The following is a 15,584-nucleotide window of genomic DNA, read 5'->3' as shown; positions in this document are numbered from 1 at the left end:
CCTTCGCCTTGATCTCAAAATTTAGCTCGCACCCCGGCTCAAGCCTTGCATCGTCATCGATGCGAGGTATGGTCCCGGCGATTTTCCACGGAAAGGAACCCGCATGGCCGCCTTCAAGACACTCGACGATATCGGCAATATCAGCGGCAAGCGCGTGCTGGTGCGCGTCGACCTCAACGTGCCCGTCGCCGACGGTAAGGTCACCGACGTCACCCGCATCGAACGCATCGCACCGACCATCGCCGAGCTGTCCGGCAAGGGCGCCAAGGTCATACTGCTCGCGCATTTCGGCCGCCCGAAGGATGGTCCCTCGCCCGAATTTTCGCTGGAGCCGATCGCCAAGGCTACCGCGGAGGTGCTTGGCCGCCCGGTCGGCTTTGCCGGCGATTGCGTCGGCGACACGGCGGGCAGTGCGGTCGCCGCCATGAACAAGGGCGATGTGCTGCTGCTGGAAAACACCCGCTTCCACAAGACCGAGGAGAAGAACGACCCGGCCTTTACAGAGCGGCTCGCCGCCAATGGCGATATCTTCGTCAACGACGCCTTTTCCGCCGCCCACCGGGCGCACTCCTCGACCGAAGGCCTGGCGCGGCTGTTGCCGTCCTATGCCGGCCGCACCATGCAGGCCGAGCTCGAGGCGCTGGAGAAGGGGCTCGGCAATCCGGTCCGCCCTGTCGTCGCCATTGTCGGTGGCGCCAAGGTGTCGACCAAGATCGACCTGTTGATGAACCTGGTGAAGAAGGTCGACGCGCTGGTCATCGGCGGCGGCATGGCCAACACTTTTCTCGCCGCGCGTGGCACCGCTGTCGGCAAGTCGCTGTGCGAGCATGACCTTGCCGCGACCGCCAAGCAGATCATGATCGAGGCCGCCGAGGCAGGCTGCGCCATCATCCTGCCTGTCGACGGTGTCGTCGCCAAGGAATTCAAGGCGGGTGCGGCCAGCGAGACCGTTGCCGTTTCGGATGTCCCGGCTGACGGCATGATCCTCGATGTCGGCGAAAAGACCGTGAAGACGATCGGTGAATGGATCGACCGCGCCGCGACGCTGGTCTGGAACGGCCCGCTCGGCGCCTTCGAGATCGAGCCTTTCGACCACGCCACGGTGGCGGCGGCCAGGCACGCGGCGGCCCGCACCAGGGCCGGCAAGCTGGTCTCGGTCGCCGGTGGCGGCGATACGGTGGCCGCCCTCAACCATGCCGGCGTCGCCGACGACTTCACCTATGTCTCGACCGCCGGCGGCGCTTTCCTCGAATGGATGGAAGGCAAGCCGCTGCCCGGCGTCGACGTGCTGAAGAAACAAGCCTGACCGGATCGGGGGCGCAAAAACGGACGCGAGGAACTTTCAATCGATTCGAGCTTTCCGATCCCATTCCTTTGGCGGTAGACTTCCGTTACGCGCGGAACGTACCCCCTTAGGAGAAGAAAAATGAGCGAACGTCTCGAAGACATTGCCGCCGCGATGGTGGCCGGCGGCAAGGGCCTGCTGGCCGCCGATGAGAGCTCCGGCACCATCAAGAAGCGCTTCGACGTTATCGGCGTCGAATTGACCGCCGATAGCCGCCGCGACTACCGCGAGATGATGTTCCGCGCCAAGGACGCGATGACGAAGTACATCTCCGGCGTCATTCTCTACGACGAGACCATCCGTCAGAAGGCTGCCGATGGCACGCCTCTGGTCGACATCATCAAGGCGGCGGGCGCCATCCCCGGCATCAAGGTCGACACCGGCGCCAAGCCGCTGGCCGGCTTTCCCGGCGATACCGTCACCGAAGGCCTCGACGGCTTGCGCGAGCGGCTCGCTGACTACTACAAACTCGGCGCCCGCTTTGCCAAATGGCGCGCGGTGATCGACATCGACACCGGCAAGGGCGTGCCCTCGGCCAATTCGATTGCCTCCAATGCCCATGCGCTGGCCCGCTATGCCGCACTGTGCCAGGAGGCCGGCATCGTGCCGATCGTCGAACCGGAAGTGCTGATGGACGGCGCGCACGACATCGACACCTGCTACGACATCTCGAAGGCAACGCTGATCAAGCTCTATGACGAGCTGCATGCGGCGCGCGTTTTGCTGGGAGGCACCATCCTGAAGCCGAACATGGTGCTGGCCGGCAGGAAGTCGGGCAAGGTGAGCAGCCCCGAAGAGGTCGCGGAAAAGACCATAAAACTGTTCCGCGAAACCGTACCGGCAGCGGTGCCGGGCATCGCCTTCCTTTCGGGCGGGCAGTCGGACGAGGAGGCTACCGCCAACCTCAACGCCATCAACGCCATCGGCCCGCATCCGTGGAAGCTGACCTTCTCCTATGGCCGCGCCTTGCAGGCCGCCCCGCAAAAGGCCTGGAGCGGCAAGGCATCGAACGTCGCCGCCGGCCAGGCCGCCTTCACCCATCGTGCCCACATGAACCATCTGGCGGCGCTGGGACAATGGACGGCGAGCCTCGAACAGGCCGCCTGAGCGCAGTCCTCCCGTTGTCATACAACCCGGGCCGATGCGCCCGGGTTTGTTTATGCAAAGCCCGGCTTGGACGGAGTTCGTCCATCCTTATCTCCTTTTCGGCAAAAGCTGACGGCGATGTCGGTTTCTGCCCACCCCAAACGTCCTTGGGTGAACAGACAGGGAGAACTTCATGACTCGCAGCAAGGTGGTTTCGCGTGAAGACTGGTTTGAGGCGCACAAGGCGCATCTGGCGCGCGAGAAGGAATTGACACGGTTGCGTGAGCGCATCGCCGCCGAGCGGCGTGAACTGCCCTGGATGAAAATCCGCAAGGACTATGTCTTCGAGACCGAGCAGGGTCCGAAGAACCTGGCCGGACTGTTCGGCGCCAACAGCCAACTGATCGTCTACCACTTCATGATGACGCCAGGATCGAACCACCGCTGCGAAGGCTGCTCCTTCCTTGCCGACCATATAGACGGCGCCGATCAGCATCTCAGGCACCACGACGTGTCGCTGGTGGTGGTTGCGCGCGCGCCGCTGGCGGAACTGCTGCCTTACAAGCAGCGTATGGGCTGGAAATTCGACTGGGTGTCGTCCTACGCCTCGGATTTCAACTTCGACATGCAGGTCTCCTTCACCGACAAGCAGATCGCGGGCGGCGACACCACCTACAATTTCGAGACGCGTCCGCGCACGTCAAAGGACCTTCCCGGCACCAGTGTTTTCTACAAGGAAGAGAACGGCGACATATTCCTTACCTTTATGTCGCGCGCCCGCGGCGGCGAGGCGCAGATCGGCACTTACGACTATCTCGACATGACACCGAAGGGCCGCGGCGAAAATGGCCCTTATCATAGCCTGATGGACTGGGTGCGGTTGCATGACGAATATCAGGACAAGCAGGCGGACAAGCCGAACTGCTGCGACTAGAAGCTCGTTCACCTCAGGCGAAACTTGCGCTAAGGCTGCCGCTGATCTCTAAACGGTATCGCCATGCGCTTCCCGGCCCTTCTTACCTGGCTCGCCTACCCCGTTTATGTCTGGCAGGGCCTCGGCGTGCGCCGCCGCACCACCCGCATGCTGCCGGCACAAGGGCCGGTCATGCACGAAATATCGGGCAAGGCGCCGGCCATCTCGCTGCTGGTGCTGGGCGATTCCTCGGCCGCTTCCGTTGGCATCGGCAATTCCGAGAACGGGCTTGCCGCGCAGCTTGCCGTCATGATCGCGCAACGAACCGGCCTTGCCGTGCGCTGGCGCGCCGCCGGCTTCAACTCGGCAACGTCGGGCCAGATCCGCGACCATGTGCTGCCCAATCTGTCGGCCGATCCGTGGACGCATATCGTGCTCGCCATCGGCACCAACGACACCAAGAATTTCCACTCGGTACCGCGCTTCAAGAAGGAGTTCGGTGGCCTGCTCTACGCCTCGCGTGCCAAATGGCCGGAGGCGCGCGTGGTGTGGTCGCCGGTGCTGGAGTTCACCCGCGCGCCGGCCATGCCGCCGCTGCTCGGCAAGATTCTCGAAATCCGCGCTACCGCAATGAACCGCATGGGCGAGCGCCTCTGTTTCGAGCGCGGCGCCGTGCCGGCGCCACGGCTGCCGATCACCAACCCGGAGGCCGGCTTTGCCTCCGATGGCTTTCATGCCTCGGAAGCCGGTTACCGCGCCTGGGCCGAACATCTGGTCGGATGGGTGCTCGCCGATTGACCTGAGGGGGCACAAGCTCGGACTGGTGGGCTTCAGAGAACTGACATGAGTATTTCCAAATACTGTTGATTGCAGCCTGCTTCCAATGGATCTGAGCCAGAATATCATCCAGCAGCAATGGATGAGCTACGGCCTGGATTCCGAAACCGGCAACGACACCTGCACGCTGACCGGCAACCGCGCCGAATCGGGCAAGCATGTCATTCCGGACCGGCCCGGCCAACGCCACGCCTTTTATTGCGGCGAACCTGCCGGAATTCATGACGACGCGCGGTGGCGATTACTTCTTCGTGCCCAGCCTCAACGCCATCCGGATGATTGCCATGGGAACGATGGACCCGACCTGACCCTCAAGGCTATGTCCAGTGCCCCAGCGCACCCGCCAGCGCGATGGCCGCCATGGCGAGCAGGGCCAGCTTCCAGAAATCGCCGCGCCGCTTCAGGCCCGGCCAGCCGAGCGGCTTGATCAGCTGAATGGCCATCATGCCGATGATGACGAGCGCGAGGAGTTTCGACATGCCCGCCTTTGAGCAGCATCGCGACAGGCTGTCAAAGCGGTTCTTGCATGGTCTCGGTCGACTTGGCCATTCCTGACAAAAGGCTCGTTCCGAACCGACCGCGAAGCACCTCGCAGCTTTCTTCAACGAGCTGACATGCTCCTGACAGACTGCTGTCAGGAGGGGTATGCGATAGTGTCTCCATCAGAGAAGAGGAGATGGTCATGAACAGCTTTGGTATTTTGAACAGCGTACAGCACTATGTCGGCAAGATCCGCACGATGCGCAATGAAGTCCGTACCCAGCGCTTCCTGAACTCCTTGCCGGCGGACATCCGCAAGGACATTGGCTGGCCGGATATGTATGAGGGTCACAGCCGCATTCGCGAGATCTGAGGCGTTTTACATGACAATGCTTGGATGCGGACCCCGCAACGCCCGGATCATTGACATGGACCCCCGGCGGCGACGCCTTGGGCTGGCGCAAAGACTTTTGGCGCCTGCTACGGACAATGCTGAAGGCTCCTGACAGAATGCTGTCAGGAGCACCATGCCATAAACGTGTCAGGAGACATGAATGGTGAAAAGCTGGAACGACAGGCTGAACACGCCGGGCGTCAACGGCGTGAAGCCGACGCCACGCACAATGGGCGACGTCGTCGAGGGCCAGCCGATGCTGGTGCCGACGGCCCGTCAGGTCGATGATTTCATCCGCACGATCCCCAGCGGCCTCGAGATGGATGTACGCGCCTTGCGCACCGCGCTCGCCATCGAGCATGGGGCGCAAGTGACATGTCCGGTCACCATCGGCTATCATCTGCGAACCGTCGCCGAAGCCGCCAATGAGGATCTCGAACGCGGCATGACGCTGAACGATATCACGCCGTACTGGCGTGTGCTCGACGTGAACACGCCGACAACGAAGAAGTTGTCCTTCGGCGCGGAATTCGTCGCCGTGCAGCGCAAGCGCGAAGGACTTAAACCATAATGCGTGTCGCCCAAAAGTGCGCAGCGGTTTTTGGGAGAACGACAAGCATAAAACAGGACATGGATGTCACCCGGAACCGGTTTTGGGACCATGACATTCATAGACAAGCAGCCGAGGGACCATACGATGCGACGTGCCGACAGGCTCTTTCAGATCGTGCAGCACCTGCGTGGCGGCCGGCTGGTCACCGCCCAGAAGCTCGGCACATGGCTCGAGGTTTCCGAGCGGACCATCTACCGCGATATCGCCGATTTGCAGTCGACCGGAGTGCCGATCGACGGCGAGGCCGGCGTCGGCTACATGATGAGGGAGGGTTTCGACCTTCCGCCGCTGATGTTCACGCGTGACGAAATCGTCGCGCTGGTCGCCGGCGCCCGCATGGTGCGGGCCTTTGGCGGCGCGGCCATGGCGCGTGCGGCCGACGAGGCGCTGGTCAAGATCGGCGCCGTCCTGCCCGACGCCGAGAAGGACCGCATCGCCCGCACCGAGATCCACACGCCGATGTGGGTGGTGAGCGACGCCGCGCGTGAGGCGATCGACGTGATCGAGCGCGCTGTCGAGAAGCGACAGGTGCTGACCATCGACTACCGCGACGAGGCCGGCCGCGGCACCGGGCGTGACATCCGTCCGCTCGGTCTGTGGTTCTGGGGCAAGGTATGGACGCTGGTTGCCTGGTGCGAGATGCGCGACGATTTCCGCGCCTTCCGCATCGACCGCATCGCCTCGGTGGTCATCGCCGGCCGCATCTTCAAGCCTGAGCGCGGCAAGCAGCTTGCCGACTTCTACCGCGCCGTCGAACGCTCGGAGGACTATGGCATGACGCCGGACCGGGCGGCGCGCAGCTGAGACTTCGATAATCAATGAAAAAGCCCGCTCGAAGCGGGCTTTTTTGATGAACTGTCGCAAACCTTACTCGTCGTCCGCATCTTCCTTCTTGGACTTGAGCGCCGAGAGCTTGGCGAACACGGCGTTTGCGTCGAGCTCGGCATCCTCGTCCTTCGGCTTCTCCGGCGCCGGCACCAGGCGCTCGGTCACGGCAGCCGGCAGCAGCGTGTCGCCGACAGGCTGCGCCTGCTCGCGGCCGCGCGAGGCGCGGTTGACTTCCATGTCGAGGTCGATCTGCGAAGCGAGACCCAGCGTCACCGGGTCCATCGGCTGCAGATTGGCCGAATTCCAGTGCTTGCGCTCGCGGATCTGTTCGATCGTCGACTTGGTCGTGCCGACCAGGCGCGAAATCTGCGCGTCCTTCAATTCCGGATGGTTGCGGACCAGCCACAGGATGGCGTTGGGCCGGTCCTGGCGCTTCGACAGCGGTGTGTAGCGGGGACCCTTGCGCTTGGATTCCGGCACCCGCACCTTGGGGTCGGACAGTTTCAGGCGCTGGTTCGGATCCTTCTCGGCGCGCGCGATCTCGTCGCGGGTCAGCTGTCCGGTCATGATCGGATCCATGCCCTTGATGCCCTGCGCCGATTCGCCGTCGGCGATCGCCTTGACCTCGAGCGGATGCAACCCGCAGAACTGCGCGATCTGCTCGAAGGAAAGCGCGGTGTTGTCGACCAGCCAGACGGCGGTCGCCTTGGGCATCAGCAGCGTATTGGCCATTTCAAAAATCCTTCTCGTTCGCCCGCGTTCCCGCGCGGGCGGTGGTTTAGAGCCACCAAAATGGGAAATTCGCGGCCTGTATAACCGCTCCGCTGCCGTTTCGCAATGTTTTTGGCGCAGGGCGCAGCCGTCGGACACCGGACAGCGGGGGAGGCCGGGAGGACCTCGGCTCCGACGATCATTGATGCCGAGTTGTAACAGGGGTCCAAAACGACAAAACCCGCCGGACAGGGTCCAGCGGGCTCGGAACCGGCGACGGGATACCGTCTGCGGCGGCTCTTGCTTCTGCCGCGTGGTCAGGCCTCATCGGCCGACCAGGCTTCGAATTAGATGGCCTTGCGGGCAATCCTCTCGATGTCGCCGCGGCTGATGCCGAGATCGCTGAGCTGACGGGCATTGAGCTTGTTCAGCTCGCGCACGGTTTCGTTGTACATACGCCAGTTACGGAAAGCGCGGATCGGGTTCATGGTGTCCTCCAGTTGTTGGATCAAATCGTTTCGATGACGCTTAGATAGGCAGGACTGCCCACGAATTGAACAGACGTCTTTGCATAGCCGCAATGCAAATGCTGCATTGCAGCATTAAGCTTCTGTTCATCTTGCCGACAGGCTGAGCGCGGAGCATGGCGCGAGGTTCAGGTCAGGCCGAGCCGAGAATGGCGGCTCCCGAGAACCGGAGCGGAGCGTACTTCAGTACGAAGCACCGGCCTACGCCGGCCGTAGCCTTAACTGCCGCAACCCCTCATGAGGGCTTCGGCCGGCGAAGGCCGGAAGCGCAGGGAGCCGCCATTCGCAGGCCGGCCTCACCTGAATCTCGCCCCATCTAGCCGACGTCGAGAACGATCTTGCCTATATGCTCGCCCTCTTCCATGCGCTCATGCGCCCGCCAGGCGTCGGTCAGCGGGAAGATCATGTCCATCACCGGCGCTACCTTCCGGGTGCCGAGCAGCGGCCACACCTGTGCTTCCAGTGCGGCGGCGAGCGCCGCCTTGAACTCGACCGTGCGAGGCCGCAGCGTCGAGCCGGTGTGGGTCAGCCGCTTGACCATGATTTTCGAGAAATCGGCGCTCGCCACCGCGCCGGCCTGGACGGCGATCTGGACGATCCTGCCCTCGACCGCGGCGGCCTCGTAGTTGCGCGCGATATAGTCGCCGCCGACCATGTCGAGAATGACGTCGGCCCCGTTGCCGCCGGTCGCATCCTTGACCGCCGCGACGAAATCCTCCTCGCGGTAGTTGATCGCCCGGTCGGCGCCGAGTTTCAGGCAGGCGTCGCATTTTTCCTTGCTGCCGGCGGTGGTGACGACATAGGCGCCGAAGGCCGACGCCAGCTGGATCGCCGTGGTGCCGATGCCCGATGAGCCGCCATGGACCAGCAGCGTCTCACCCTTTTTCAGGCCGCCGCGCTCGAACACATTGTGCCAGACGGTGAAATAGTTTTCCGGAACCGCCGCCGCCTCCGTGTGGGTGAAGCCGGCGGGCAGCGGCAGCACGCTGCCGGCATGAACCTTGACATATTCGGCATAACCGCCCCCCGGCGTCAGCGCGCAGACCCGGTCGCCGATGCGCCAGCGCGATATGTCGTCGCCAAGGGCGGCCACTTCGCCCGATGCCTCGAGACCGGGCAGGTCGGAAGCGCCGGGCGGCGCCGGATAGGCGCCCTTGCGCTGCTGCACGTCGGGGCGGTTGACGCCGGTCGCACGCACCCGGATCAGGATTTCGCCGGGACCAGGCACCGGCACGTCGCGCGTTTCCGGTTTCAGCACCCGCGGCCCGCCCGGTTGCGAGATTGCGATGGCCGTCATTGTGGCTGGAATTTTATGTCCGCTCGCCATGAAATTTCCCGTCTCGGTCCGCCGGTCTGTCGCCGGCTGCCAGCTTCTTGCCGGCTGTTTGCATCTGCGCCCCTGCCCTATGTATGCTGATTGCCGGATCAGGCAAATGGCCAAATCAGCCCAATACTGAATAGGGAGGAGCGACGATGGCGATCTTCGACGACGAACCCAAGAAGAAAGCCCGCCCGCATGAGATCGGACAGGATCTGTCGCTGCTTTCGGTCGGTGACCTTACCGAACGGATCAGCATCCTGCGCGAGGAGATTGCCCGGCTGGAAGCCGAGCTCCAGACCAAGGGCAGCACCAAATCGGCGGCCGAAGCCCTGTTTCGCCGCGGCTAGTTTTCGCGTTAGTTTCGGCGTTGAGCATCCGCCGCCGAAAAGCCCGAATGCGCCTGTCTTCAGACCCCGCTACCGAATCTCCAGACGGATCAAACAATGTTTGCAAGCTACAGGCCGATCCTCTCGCTGCTTCGCGGCACCGCTTTCCTGCTCGCGGCTTCGGGATTGCACGGCCTGTTGTTGCCGTTGCGCGGCCAGCTCGAAGGGTTTTCGACCGCATCGCTCGGTCTGATGGGCACGGCCTGGGCCGGTGGCTTCGTCACCGGCTGCTTCTTCGCACCTCGCCTGGTACGCCGCGCCGGCCACGTCCGGGCGTTCGGCGCCTTTGCCGCTTCGGGCGCCATCGTGGCGTTGCTTACCGGCCTGATCATCGACGAATATGTCTGGATCCTGCTGCGCGCCTTCACCGGCTTCACCATGGCCGGAGCCTTCATGGTCATCGAAAGCTGGCTGAACGAGAAGGCCACCAACGAGAACCGCGGCACCGTCTTCGGCCTCTACATGATGGTCACCTATGCCTCGATCATGGGCGGCCAGATGATCGTTGCGGGCGGCGACGTCAGATCGGCGTCGCTGTTCATGATCACCGGCATATTGTTCTGCCTGTCGCTGATCCCGACCGCGGTGTCGTCGGCTTCGTCTCCCAAGCCTTTGCAGGACGTCAAGCTCGATGTCAAAGGTCTCTACGCCAACTCGCCGGTGTCGGCGATCGCCTGCCTGTTGGTCGGCATCGCCAATGGCGCCTGGGGCACGCTTGGCGCCGTCTACGGCGCCCGTATCGGCATCTCCACCGCCCAGATCGCACTGATGATGAGCCTTGTCGTTATTGCCGGCGCGGCCATGCAGCTTCCGGCCGGACGCCTCTCCGACAAGACCGACCGCCGTTTCGTGCTGGCGGGCGCGGCTTTCGGCGCCGCACTGTTCGCCATCCTGATCTTCCTGTTCGAACCGCGTTCCGCCGTCCTCGTCATTGTCTTCGCCGCCGCCTACGGCGCCTTTGCCTACACGCTCTATTCGATCGCCGTGGCGCATGCCAACGACCACGCCCGATCGGAGGATTTCGTCAAGGTCTCGGGCGGCCTGCTGCTTCTTTATGGCTTCGGAACGATGATCGGGCCCTTGCTGGCTGCCGCCCTGATGGGTTGGCTTCGCCCAGAAGGCCTGTTCCTGGCCACCGCGCTGGCACATCTCAGCCTCGCCGCCTACACGCTGCTGCGCATCAGCCGCCGGGCGCCGGTGCCGATCGAAGACCGCGATGCCTTCAAGACCCAGCCAGCCGATCGCTCGGTCACCCCTGAAGCACTGCGGCTCAGAAAAGCGGAAGCCGACGGTTGAGATTTGAAAAGCTTTGCCCCACAAGTATAGGCATGATCTTTTCTGACGCCTTCATGGCGATTGCCGACCCCAACCGGCGCTATCTTCTGGAAGAGCTCCGGCGTGGCCCGAAAACCGTCAACGAACTGGCTTCGGGCCTGCCAGTCTCCCGCCCGGCCGTGTCCCAGCATTTGAAAGTGTTGCTGGACGCCGGTCTGGTTCAGGCCAAGGCCGAGGGCACGAGGCGGGTCTATACAGTCAGCAGTGCCGGCTTCGTCAAGCTCAATATTTGGCTTGATCAGTTCTGGGAAGCATAGGCCGAGATTCCAGCTCGCCTCCCTGGCTTTCAAGTGTCCGTTGCCAGCGCCTTGCCCAGCGCATCGAGCAGGAATCCGGTACCATGCTCGCGCGATGACGGTGTGTCGTGCCCATCGAGAAACGCGCCCTGCTCGGTGAGCACCAGACGCGTGCCCGTGCCTTCCGGGCGAAGCTCAATTGTCGCCAGCGAAACCGAGATTCTGACATCACCGAACAGCATGTCGTAGCTGTAGACGATGCGCTGGTTGGGCACGATGTCCTGATAGGTGGCGGTATAGGTGTGGATCGGCCCGTCCTTCGGCCCGCCGGCATTGACCTCCTGGCCGCCGACGCGAAAATCCATTTCGTGCCTGTGGGTCATCGGGTTGTCGGGGTCGGCGAACCAGCGCCGCTTGGCGGCCGGATCGCTGAGCGCGAAATAGACTTTCGCCGGTGCAACTGGATAGAGGCGCTCGAGGACGAAGGTGGAGTGGACGACGGATCGTTCGGCCATGGTCAGGTCCTCTTGGTCAGCTTGATGGTTTCTGCGCGACGAAGACGCCGTCGCGATAGGACGCGCCGAAATAGACTTCGACGGCGCGCAACCTGTCGTCATGGAACAGATGCAGTTCGGTGTTGCGGAAGGTCTTTCCGTCCGCCGTCTCGCAGCGATAGAGGACAAAGGCGGCGTCCTCGTCCTCGCATATCCGCTCGATGACGATCGAGCTGAAGGCCGGGCTGTCCGGCCAGCAGCGCTCGAAATAGGTCGCACGGTTGATGGCGTCGTCATAGGGGCTGGTGAAGGTGAAATCGTCGGCGAGCACCGCCGCGACGGCAGCCTTGTTATTCGCCTGGTAGGCGGAAAAATAGCCGCGGATCAACTCCGCTCTGCTTTTGCCGAGCATGGTCATTTCTCCTCTGCTTCAGGTCATTCGGTCCCGGCGAGAAAATCGCCGAGCCGGTCGAGCCGACGCTCCCATGTCAGCCGCCGTTCGTTGATCCAGTGTTCTGCGCTGCGCAGCGCCTGCGGCGCGATCTGGCAGGTGCGCACGCGGCCGAGCTTTTCCGAGCGCACCAGCCCGCTTGCTTCGAGCACGTTGAGATGCTGGACGACGGCCGACAGCGACATCGCCAGCGGTTCGGCCAACTGGCTGACCGAGGCCGGCCCACGCGACAGCCGTTCGACCATGCTGCGCCTGGCCGGGTCTGCGAGCGCCTGGAACATCAGGTCGAGCTGGGCGGGATCGTGCAGCATCGCGATCAGCCGTTATTGTAGGGAAAGAACTTGAAGTAGGGTTGCGCCTCCTCGACCACCCGGGCGAAGGACGGCCGCTTGAGCAGGCGGTCGTGGTAGTGTTTCAGGGCCGGATAGCTGTCGCCGAATGGCTCGACCTTGTTGGCGTAGAACAGCGCCGGCGAGGCCGCGCAGTCGGCCATGGTGAAGGTAGGCCCGGCCGCCCAGAGTTTCGAGCGCATCTCCTCCTCGATGATCGCATAGGCGTTGCGCAGTTGCGCGCGCGCCTCATCGACCCCGAACGGATCGGTCTTGTCCTGCGGGCGCAACCTGTCGCCGACGATCTTCTGCATCGGCGCCTGCACGTAGAAATCGTAGAAACGGTCGGCCTGGCGGACCTGGAGGGCAAGGTCGGCCTCGGCCGGAATGAGCTCGACCGGCCCGGGATAATGCGCGGCCAGATATTCGATGACGATGGTCGATTCCAGCACCGTGCGGTTGCGTGCATCGTCACGCAGCGCCGGCATCTTGCCGGTCGGCGACACCTTCAGGAACGCTGCCCGCGACTGCTCGTCGCCGAGGTCGACGACAACCGGCGTGAAGGGCGTGTCGTTCTCGTAGAACGCTATCAGCGGTTTCCAGCAGAACGATGCCAGCGGATGGAAATGGAACGTCAGGGACATTTTTTGCTCGTCTGTTTGCGGTTCGTCGATACTGGAGCGGTGCCAGCCAGCGCCAACACTGAAGCATTTACTTAACTATTTCCGTGAGGCGAATGTGTCAAGGTTCGAGACTGCCTTCAGGGCTTGGTATGCGTGACGATGGCGGCAACGATCGTGCCCCAGTCGTCGGGATGCAGTTCGTGGCCACCGCCTTCGACGCGGACAAGCCGCCCGCCGGCAACAGCGTCGGCAAGGGCTGCGCCATGCTCGACCGGAAAGATCGGATCCGATGTCCCGTGAATGACGAGCAGCGGAACCTTGATCTCGCGCAGGCGTCCTTTCAGATCCTCGCAGCTCTTCAGCATCAAATGGTTAGTCGCGCTCAGGAAGCCGCCGGATCGGTCGTAGTCCTGTTGGACGAACGCGCGCATCGCCTTCTCGTCGAAGGGATGCGCGGTGCTGGCGATCGCACGCGCATCCTTGACGACGAAGCCGATCACCTGGTCGCGGTCCGACCAATCGACCTTGGCGCCATCGACCGAGTGCTCCATATAGGCCTCGGTCGTCCCCGGCAGGGGCGATGTATCGATCCCCACCGGCGAACTGCTGATCACCGTCAGTGTGATGACACGCGAGGGATGTTTCAACACCAGTCGTTGCGCGATCATGCCGCCCATCGACATCCCGACCACATGCGCCTTGCCGATGCCGCAACCGTCGAGGACGCGCACCGCATCGTCCGCCATGTCGTCGAAGGTATACGGCGGCTCGCCCGGCGCATATTTGGTCGACAGGCCGGTATCGCGATTGTCGTAGCGGATCACGAAACGGCCCTCGCCGGCGAGTTTTTTGCAGAGCGCCTCCGGCCCCCACAGCATCGAGGCCATGGCGCCCATGATCAGCAGAACGGTTGGATCGACGGGATCCCCAAACGTCTGGGAGACGATTTCGGGTGCTGCTGCCCGTGTCATGGGACTCTCCTCGCATGGGCCAATCAAAGGCCAATCAAACTGATTGCGTTTTGCAATCGGTTGCACGATAATAAAACTGATACGATAATGCAACTGGTTTTTGGAGAGAGTCGGATGAAAACCGAACACCGCTCGGGATGCCCTATCAATCTGTCGCTGGAAGTGTTCGGCGATCGCTGGAGCCTGATCATCCTGCGCGACATGATTTTTGGCGGCAAACGCCACTTTCGCGAACTGCTCAACGGCTCGATCGAGGGCATCGCTTCCAATATCCTGGCCGACCGGCTGAAGCGGCTGATGGAACTCGGCATGCTGACCAAGGCCGACGACCCCTCGCACAAGCAGAAGGCGATCTACAGCCTGACCGAGATGGCCATCACGCTGGTGCCGATCATGGCGCATCTCGGCGCTTGGGGCCGCGTCTGGCTGCCGGTGAGCGAGGAGCTTTCGATCCGCGCCGAACTGCTGGAGAAAGGCGGTCCGCCAATGTGGGAGCAGTTCATGGACGAGTTGCGCCACGACCATCTGGGCATGCCTGTCGCCTCACCCGCGGGGCCTTCCGTCCGCGCTACATTGCAGGCCGGATATGAGGCGGTGGTCGCCCGCAAGGCGTCGAGCGGCATCGAGGCCCCGGCCGCTTGACCAACTTATTTCCCCATTATCAGGCCGGCTCTGCTATCAAGGGGCTGAAAAACATAATTTACGGGATTGGATAACGCTCTTGGTCGAGAACTCTAAGGATACTGCCCGCGCCCGGGCGGATATGCGTTTCAAGAAGCAGGAAGAGGCAGCCACGGTGCGGCAAAAGGCGATGGCGGAGTATGTCGCCGAGGCCGACGCCCGCCAGGCCAAGACCAACAAGCTCCGGGCATTGCGCCTTGCCAAGGAAGCGGAAGACCTCGCCAACGCACCCGCCGCTCCGGTCAAGAAAGCGGCCCGAGCCAAGAAAAAATAACTCGGTCTCTTCATCGACGCGCCATCTGGATGCCGGCGGATCGTATCCGCCATGTGCCACGATCAGCAATGCCCGCCATTTCCGCTTTCCCGCGCGAAGCAATTTCAACCGCAACCGGGATTTCGCATCCCGCATGTCAGGTCGATGATTGACGCGTTTTGATCAGGAGACAGCCATGACCGCACTGACCCTCGAAAAAGCCAAGCACATCATCGACGCCGCCTTCGCCAAGGGCGCCGAGCTGAAGCTCAAGCCGCTCGGCGTTTCCGTGCTGGACGCCGGCGCGCATCTCGTCGCCTTCCAGCGTCAGGACGGAGCCTCGTTCCTGCGCCCGCAAATGTCGGCCGGCAAGGCCTATGGCGCGCTCGCCATCGGCATGGGCTCGCGCCGTGTCGAGGCTTTCGCCAAGGAGCGGCCGCATCTCGTCGCCGGCATTTCCGACGTCTCGGGTGGACGCGTGTTGCCGGTCGTCGGCGGCGTGCTGATCCGCGACAAGGCAGGCGCCGTCATCGGCGCCGTCGGAATTTCGGGAGATACGTCGGACAATGACGAAGCCGCCGCCATCGCCGGCATCGAAGCGGCGGGCTTCACCGCCGATCCGGGCTGAGGGGGAGCTTCGTCATCCCAGGGCGAAGCAGGAGCGAAACTCCGTCGCGAAGACCCTGGGATCCATGCCGCGACCTTTGCCGCAAGTGTAAGCGGAGCAGAATTCTGAACCGTTGCAACGCCTTAGCTTCACGCAATGGATC

23 protein-coding genes are annotated in these 15,584 nt (G+C 63.0%); 14 read left to right on the top strand and 9 right to left on the bottom strand.

All coding sequences use genetic code 11. The features are described 5' to 3' along the window. Positions 1-103 precede the first annotated feature (103 nt). The 5 genes from ACYG9Y_RS28215 to ACYG9Y_RS28195 all read left to right on the top strand — a co-directional run bounded on the left by ACYG9Y_RS28215 (position 104) and on the right by ACYG9Y_RS28195 (position 4,489). Entirely contained in the window at positions 104-1,306 is a 1,203-nt protein-coding gene (locus ACYG9Y_RS28215) for a phosphoglycerate kinase (protein WP_023737391.1), read from the top strand. A gap of 120 nt (positions 1,307-1,426) precedes the next feature. Beyond that, complete coding sequence (locus ACYG9Y_RS28210; RefSeq protein ID WP_460223145.1) at positions 1,427-2,452, top strand: class I fructose-bisphosphate aldolase; 1,026 nt, start codon at positions 1,427-1,429, stop codon at positions 2,450-2,452. A gap of 172 nt (positions 2,453-2,624) precedes the next feature. Beyond that, positions 2,625-3,365 (top strand): DUF899 domain-containing protein, encoded by a 741-nt coding sequence (locus ACYG9Y_RS28205; RefSeq protein WP_023737389.1) that lies wholly within the window; start codon positions 2,625-2,627, stop codon positions 3,363-3,365. 63 nt (positions 3,366-3,428) lie between these two features. Beyond that, entirely contained in the window at positions 3,429-4,142 is a 714-nt protein-coding gene (locus ACYG9Y_RS28200) for an SGNH/GDSL hydrolase family protein (RefSeq protein ID WP_023737388.1), read from the top strand. A 197-nt stretch (positions 4,143-4,339) separates the two neighbouring features. After that, positions 4,340-4,489, top strand: a complete 150-nt coding sequence (locus ACYG9Y_RS28195; protein ID WP_023737387.1) for a hypothetical protein — start codon at positions 4,340-4,342, stop codon at positions 4,487-4,489. Positions 4,490-4,498: 9 nt separating this feature from the next. Here the strand turns inward: ACYG9Y_RS28195 and ACYG9Y_RS28190 are convergent, their stop codons facing one another. After that, entirely contained in the window at positions 4,499-4,660 is a 162-nt protein-coding gene (locus tag ACYG9Y_RS28190) for a hypothetical protein (RefSeq protein WP_023737386.1), read from the bottom strand. A gap of 203 nt (positions 4,661-4,863) precedes the next feature. Here ACYG9Y_RS28190 and ACYG9Y_RS28185 point away from each other — a divergent pair, with 203 nt between their 5' ends. From ACYG9Y_RS28185 to ACYG9Y_RS28175, 3 genes are all read left to right on the top strand, one after another. Further along, a complete protein-coding gene (locus ACYG9Y_RS28185) occupies positions 4,864-5,034 on the top strand; it encodes a hypothetical protein (protein ID WP_023670139.1) in 171 nt (56 codons plus the stop codon). Between the two features lie 181 nt (positions 5,035-5,215). Beyond that, a complete protein-coding gene (locus ACYG9Y_RS28180) occupies positions 5,216-5,626 on the top strand; it encodes a hypothetical protein (RefSeq protein WP_031253469.1) in 411 nt (136 codons plus the stop codon). A 126-nt stretch (positions 5,627-5,752) separates the two neighbouring features. After that, the gene (locus ACYG9Y_RS28175; protein WP_023683994.1) at positions 5,753-6,472 is read left to right on the top strand and encodes a helix-turn-helix transcriptional regulator; all 720 of its coding nucleotides are present in this window, start codon (positions 5,753-5,755) and stop codon (positions 6,470-6,472) included. Positions 6,473-6,535: 63 nt separating this feature from the next. On the opposite strand, the gene ACYG9Y_RS28170 is transcribed toward ACYG9Y_RS28175, so the two are convergent. The 3 genes from ACYG9Y_RS28170 to ACYG9Y_RS28160 all read right to left on the bottom strand — a co-directional run bounded on the left by ACYG9Y_RS28170 (position 6,536) and on the right by ACYG9Y_RS28160 (position 9,061). Next, complete coding sequence (locus tag ACYG9Y_RS28170; RefSeq protein WP_023670142.1) at positions 6,536-7,228, bottom strand: DUF1013 domain-containing protein; 693 nt, start codon at positions 7,226-7,228, stop codon at positions 6,536-6,538. A gap of 326 nt (positions 7,229-7,554) precedes the next feature. Then, positions 7,555-7,695, bottom strand: coding sequence for a DUF1127 domain-containing protein (locus tag ACYG9Y_RS28165; RefSeq protein ID WP_023670143.1), 141 nt, complete (start codon positions 7,693-7,695; stop codon positions 7,555-7,557). Between the two features lie 355 nt (positions 7,696-8,050). Next, positions 8,051-9,061, bottom strand: coding sequence for an NAD(P)H-quinone oxidoreductase (locus ACYG9Y_RS28160; protein ID WP_031253468.1), 1,011 nt, complete (start codon positions 9,059-9,061; stop codon positions 8,051-8,053). Between the two features lie 146 nt (positions 9,062-9,207). Here ACYG9Y_RS28160 and ACYG9Y_RS28155 point away from each other — a divergent pair, with 146 nt between their 5' ends. The 3 genes from ACYG9Y_RS28155 to ACYG9Y_RS28145 all read left to right on the top strand — a co-directional run bounded on the left by ACYG9Y_RS28155 (position 9,208) and on the right by ACYG9Y_RS28145 (position 11,033). After that, positions 9,208-9,402, top strand: a complete 195-nt coding sequence (locus ACYG9Y_RS28155) for a DUF1192 domain-containing protein (protein ID WP_023670145.1) — start codon at positions 9,208-9,210, stop codon at positions 9,400-9,402. Between the two features lie 96 nt (positions 9,403-9,498). Then, positions 9,499-10,737, top strand: coding sequence for an MFS transporter (locus ACYG9Y_RS28150; RefSeq protein WP_023683997.1), 1,239 nt, complete (start codon positions 9,499-9,501; stop codon positions 10,735-10,737). Between the two features lie 32 nt (positions 10,738-10,769). Further along, positions 10,770-11,033, top strand: coding sequence for an ArsR/SmtB family transcription factor (locus tag ACYG9Y_RS28145; RefSeq protein ID WP_023737382.1), 264 nt, complete (start codon positions 10,770-10,772; stop codon positions 11,031-11,033). A 29-nt stretch (positions 11,034-11,062) separates the two neighbouring features. On the opposite strand, the gene ACYG9Y_RS28140 is transcribed toward ACYG9Y_RS28145, so the two are convergent. The 5 genes from ACYG9Y_RS28140 to ACYG9Y_RS28120 form a co-directional block, all read right to left on the bottom strand. Further along, positions 11,063-11,527, bottom strand: coding sequence for an SRPBCC family protein (locus tag ACYG9Y_RS28140; protein ID WP_023715031.1), 465 nt, complete (start codon positions 11,525-11,527; stop codon positions 11,063-11,065). A 16-nt stretch (positions 11,528-11,543) separates the two neighbouring features. After that, positions 11,544-11,918, bottom strand: a complete 375-nt coding sequence (locus tag ACYG9Y_RS28135) for a nuclear transport factor 2 family protein (RefSeq protein WP_050593101.1) — start codon at positions 11,916-11,918, stop codon at positions 11,544-11,546. A 23-nt stretch (positions 11,919-11,941) separates the two neighbouring features. After that, on the bottom strand, positions 11,942-12,268 hold the full coding sequence (locus tag ACYG9Y_RS28130) for an ArsR/SmtB family transcription factor (protein ID WP_023699361.1): 327 nt from the start codon (positions 12,266-12,268) through the stop codon (positions 11,942-11,944). 5 nt (positions 12,269-12,273) lie between these two features. After that, positions 12,274-12,930 (bottom strand): glutathione S-transferase family protein, encoded by a 657-nt coding sequence (locus tag ACYG9Y_RS28125; protein WP_023737380.1) that lies wholly within the window; start codon positions 12,928-12,930, stop codon positions 12,274-12,276. A 116-nt stretch (positions 12,931-13,046) separates the two neighbouring features. Further along, on the bottom strand, positions 13,047-13,880 hold the full coding sequence (locus ACYG9Y_RS28120; RefSeq protein WP_023737379.1) for an alpha/beta fold hydrolase: 834 nt from the start codon (positions 13,878-13,880) through the stop codon (positions 13,047-13,049). A 114-nt stretch (positions 13,881-13,994) separates the two neighbouring features. Between ACYG9Y_RS28120 and ACYG9Y_RS28115 the strand changes: the two genes are divergently transcribed. The 3 genes from ACYG9Y_RS28115 to ACYG9Y_RS28105 all read left to right on the top strand — a co-directional run bounded on the left by ACYG9Y_RS28115 (position 13,995) and on the right by ACYG9Y_RS28105 (position 15,442). After that, positions 13,995-14,522: a winged helix-turn-helix transcriptional regulator gene (locus ACYG9Y_RS28115; RefSeq protein WP_023737378.1), complete on the top strand. Its 528-nt coding sequence runs from the start codon at positions 13,995-13,997 to the stop codon at positions 14,520-14,522. A gap of 79 nt (positions 14,523-14,601) precedes the next feature. Beyond that, entirely contained in the window at positions 14,602-14,835 is a 234-nt protein-coding gene (locus tag ACYG9Y_RS28110) for a hypothetical protein (protein WP_023670152.1), read from the top strand. A 175-nt stretch (positions 14,836-15,010) separates the two neighbouring features. Further along, a complete protein-coding gene (locus ACYG9Y_RS28105) occupies positions 15,011-15,442 on the top strand; it encodes a GlcG/HbpS family heme-binding protein (protein ID WP_023690074.1) in 432 nt (143 codons plus the stop codon). Positions 15,443-15,584: the final 142 nt, after the last annotated feature.

This window comes from Mesorhizobium sp. W050 (genome assembly GCF_054719535.1).
Note: the sequence above shows the minus strand (reverse complement) of the source record. Positions and strands in the feature narration are given on the sequence as shown.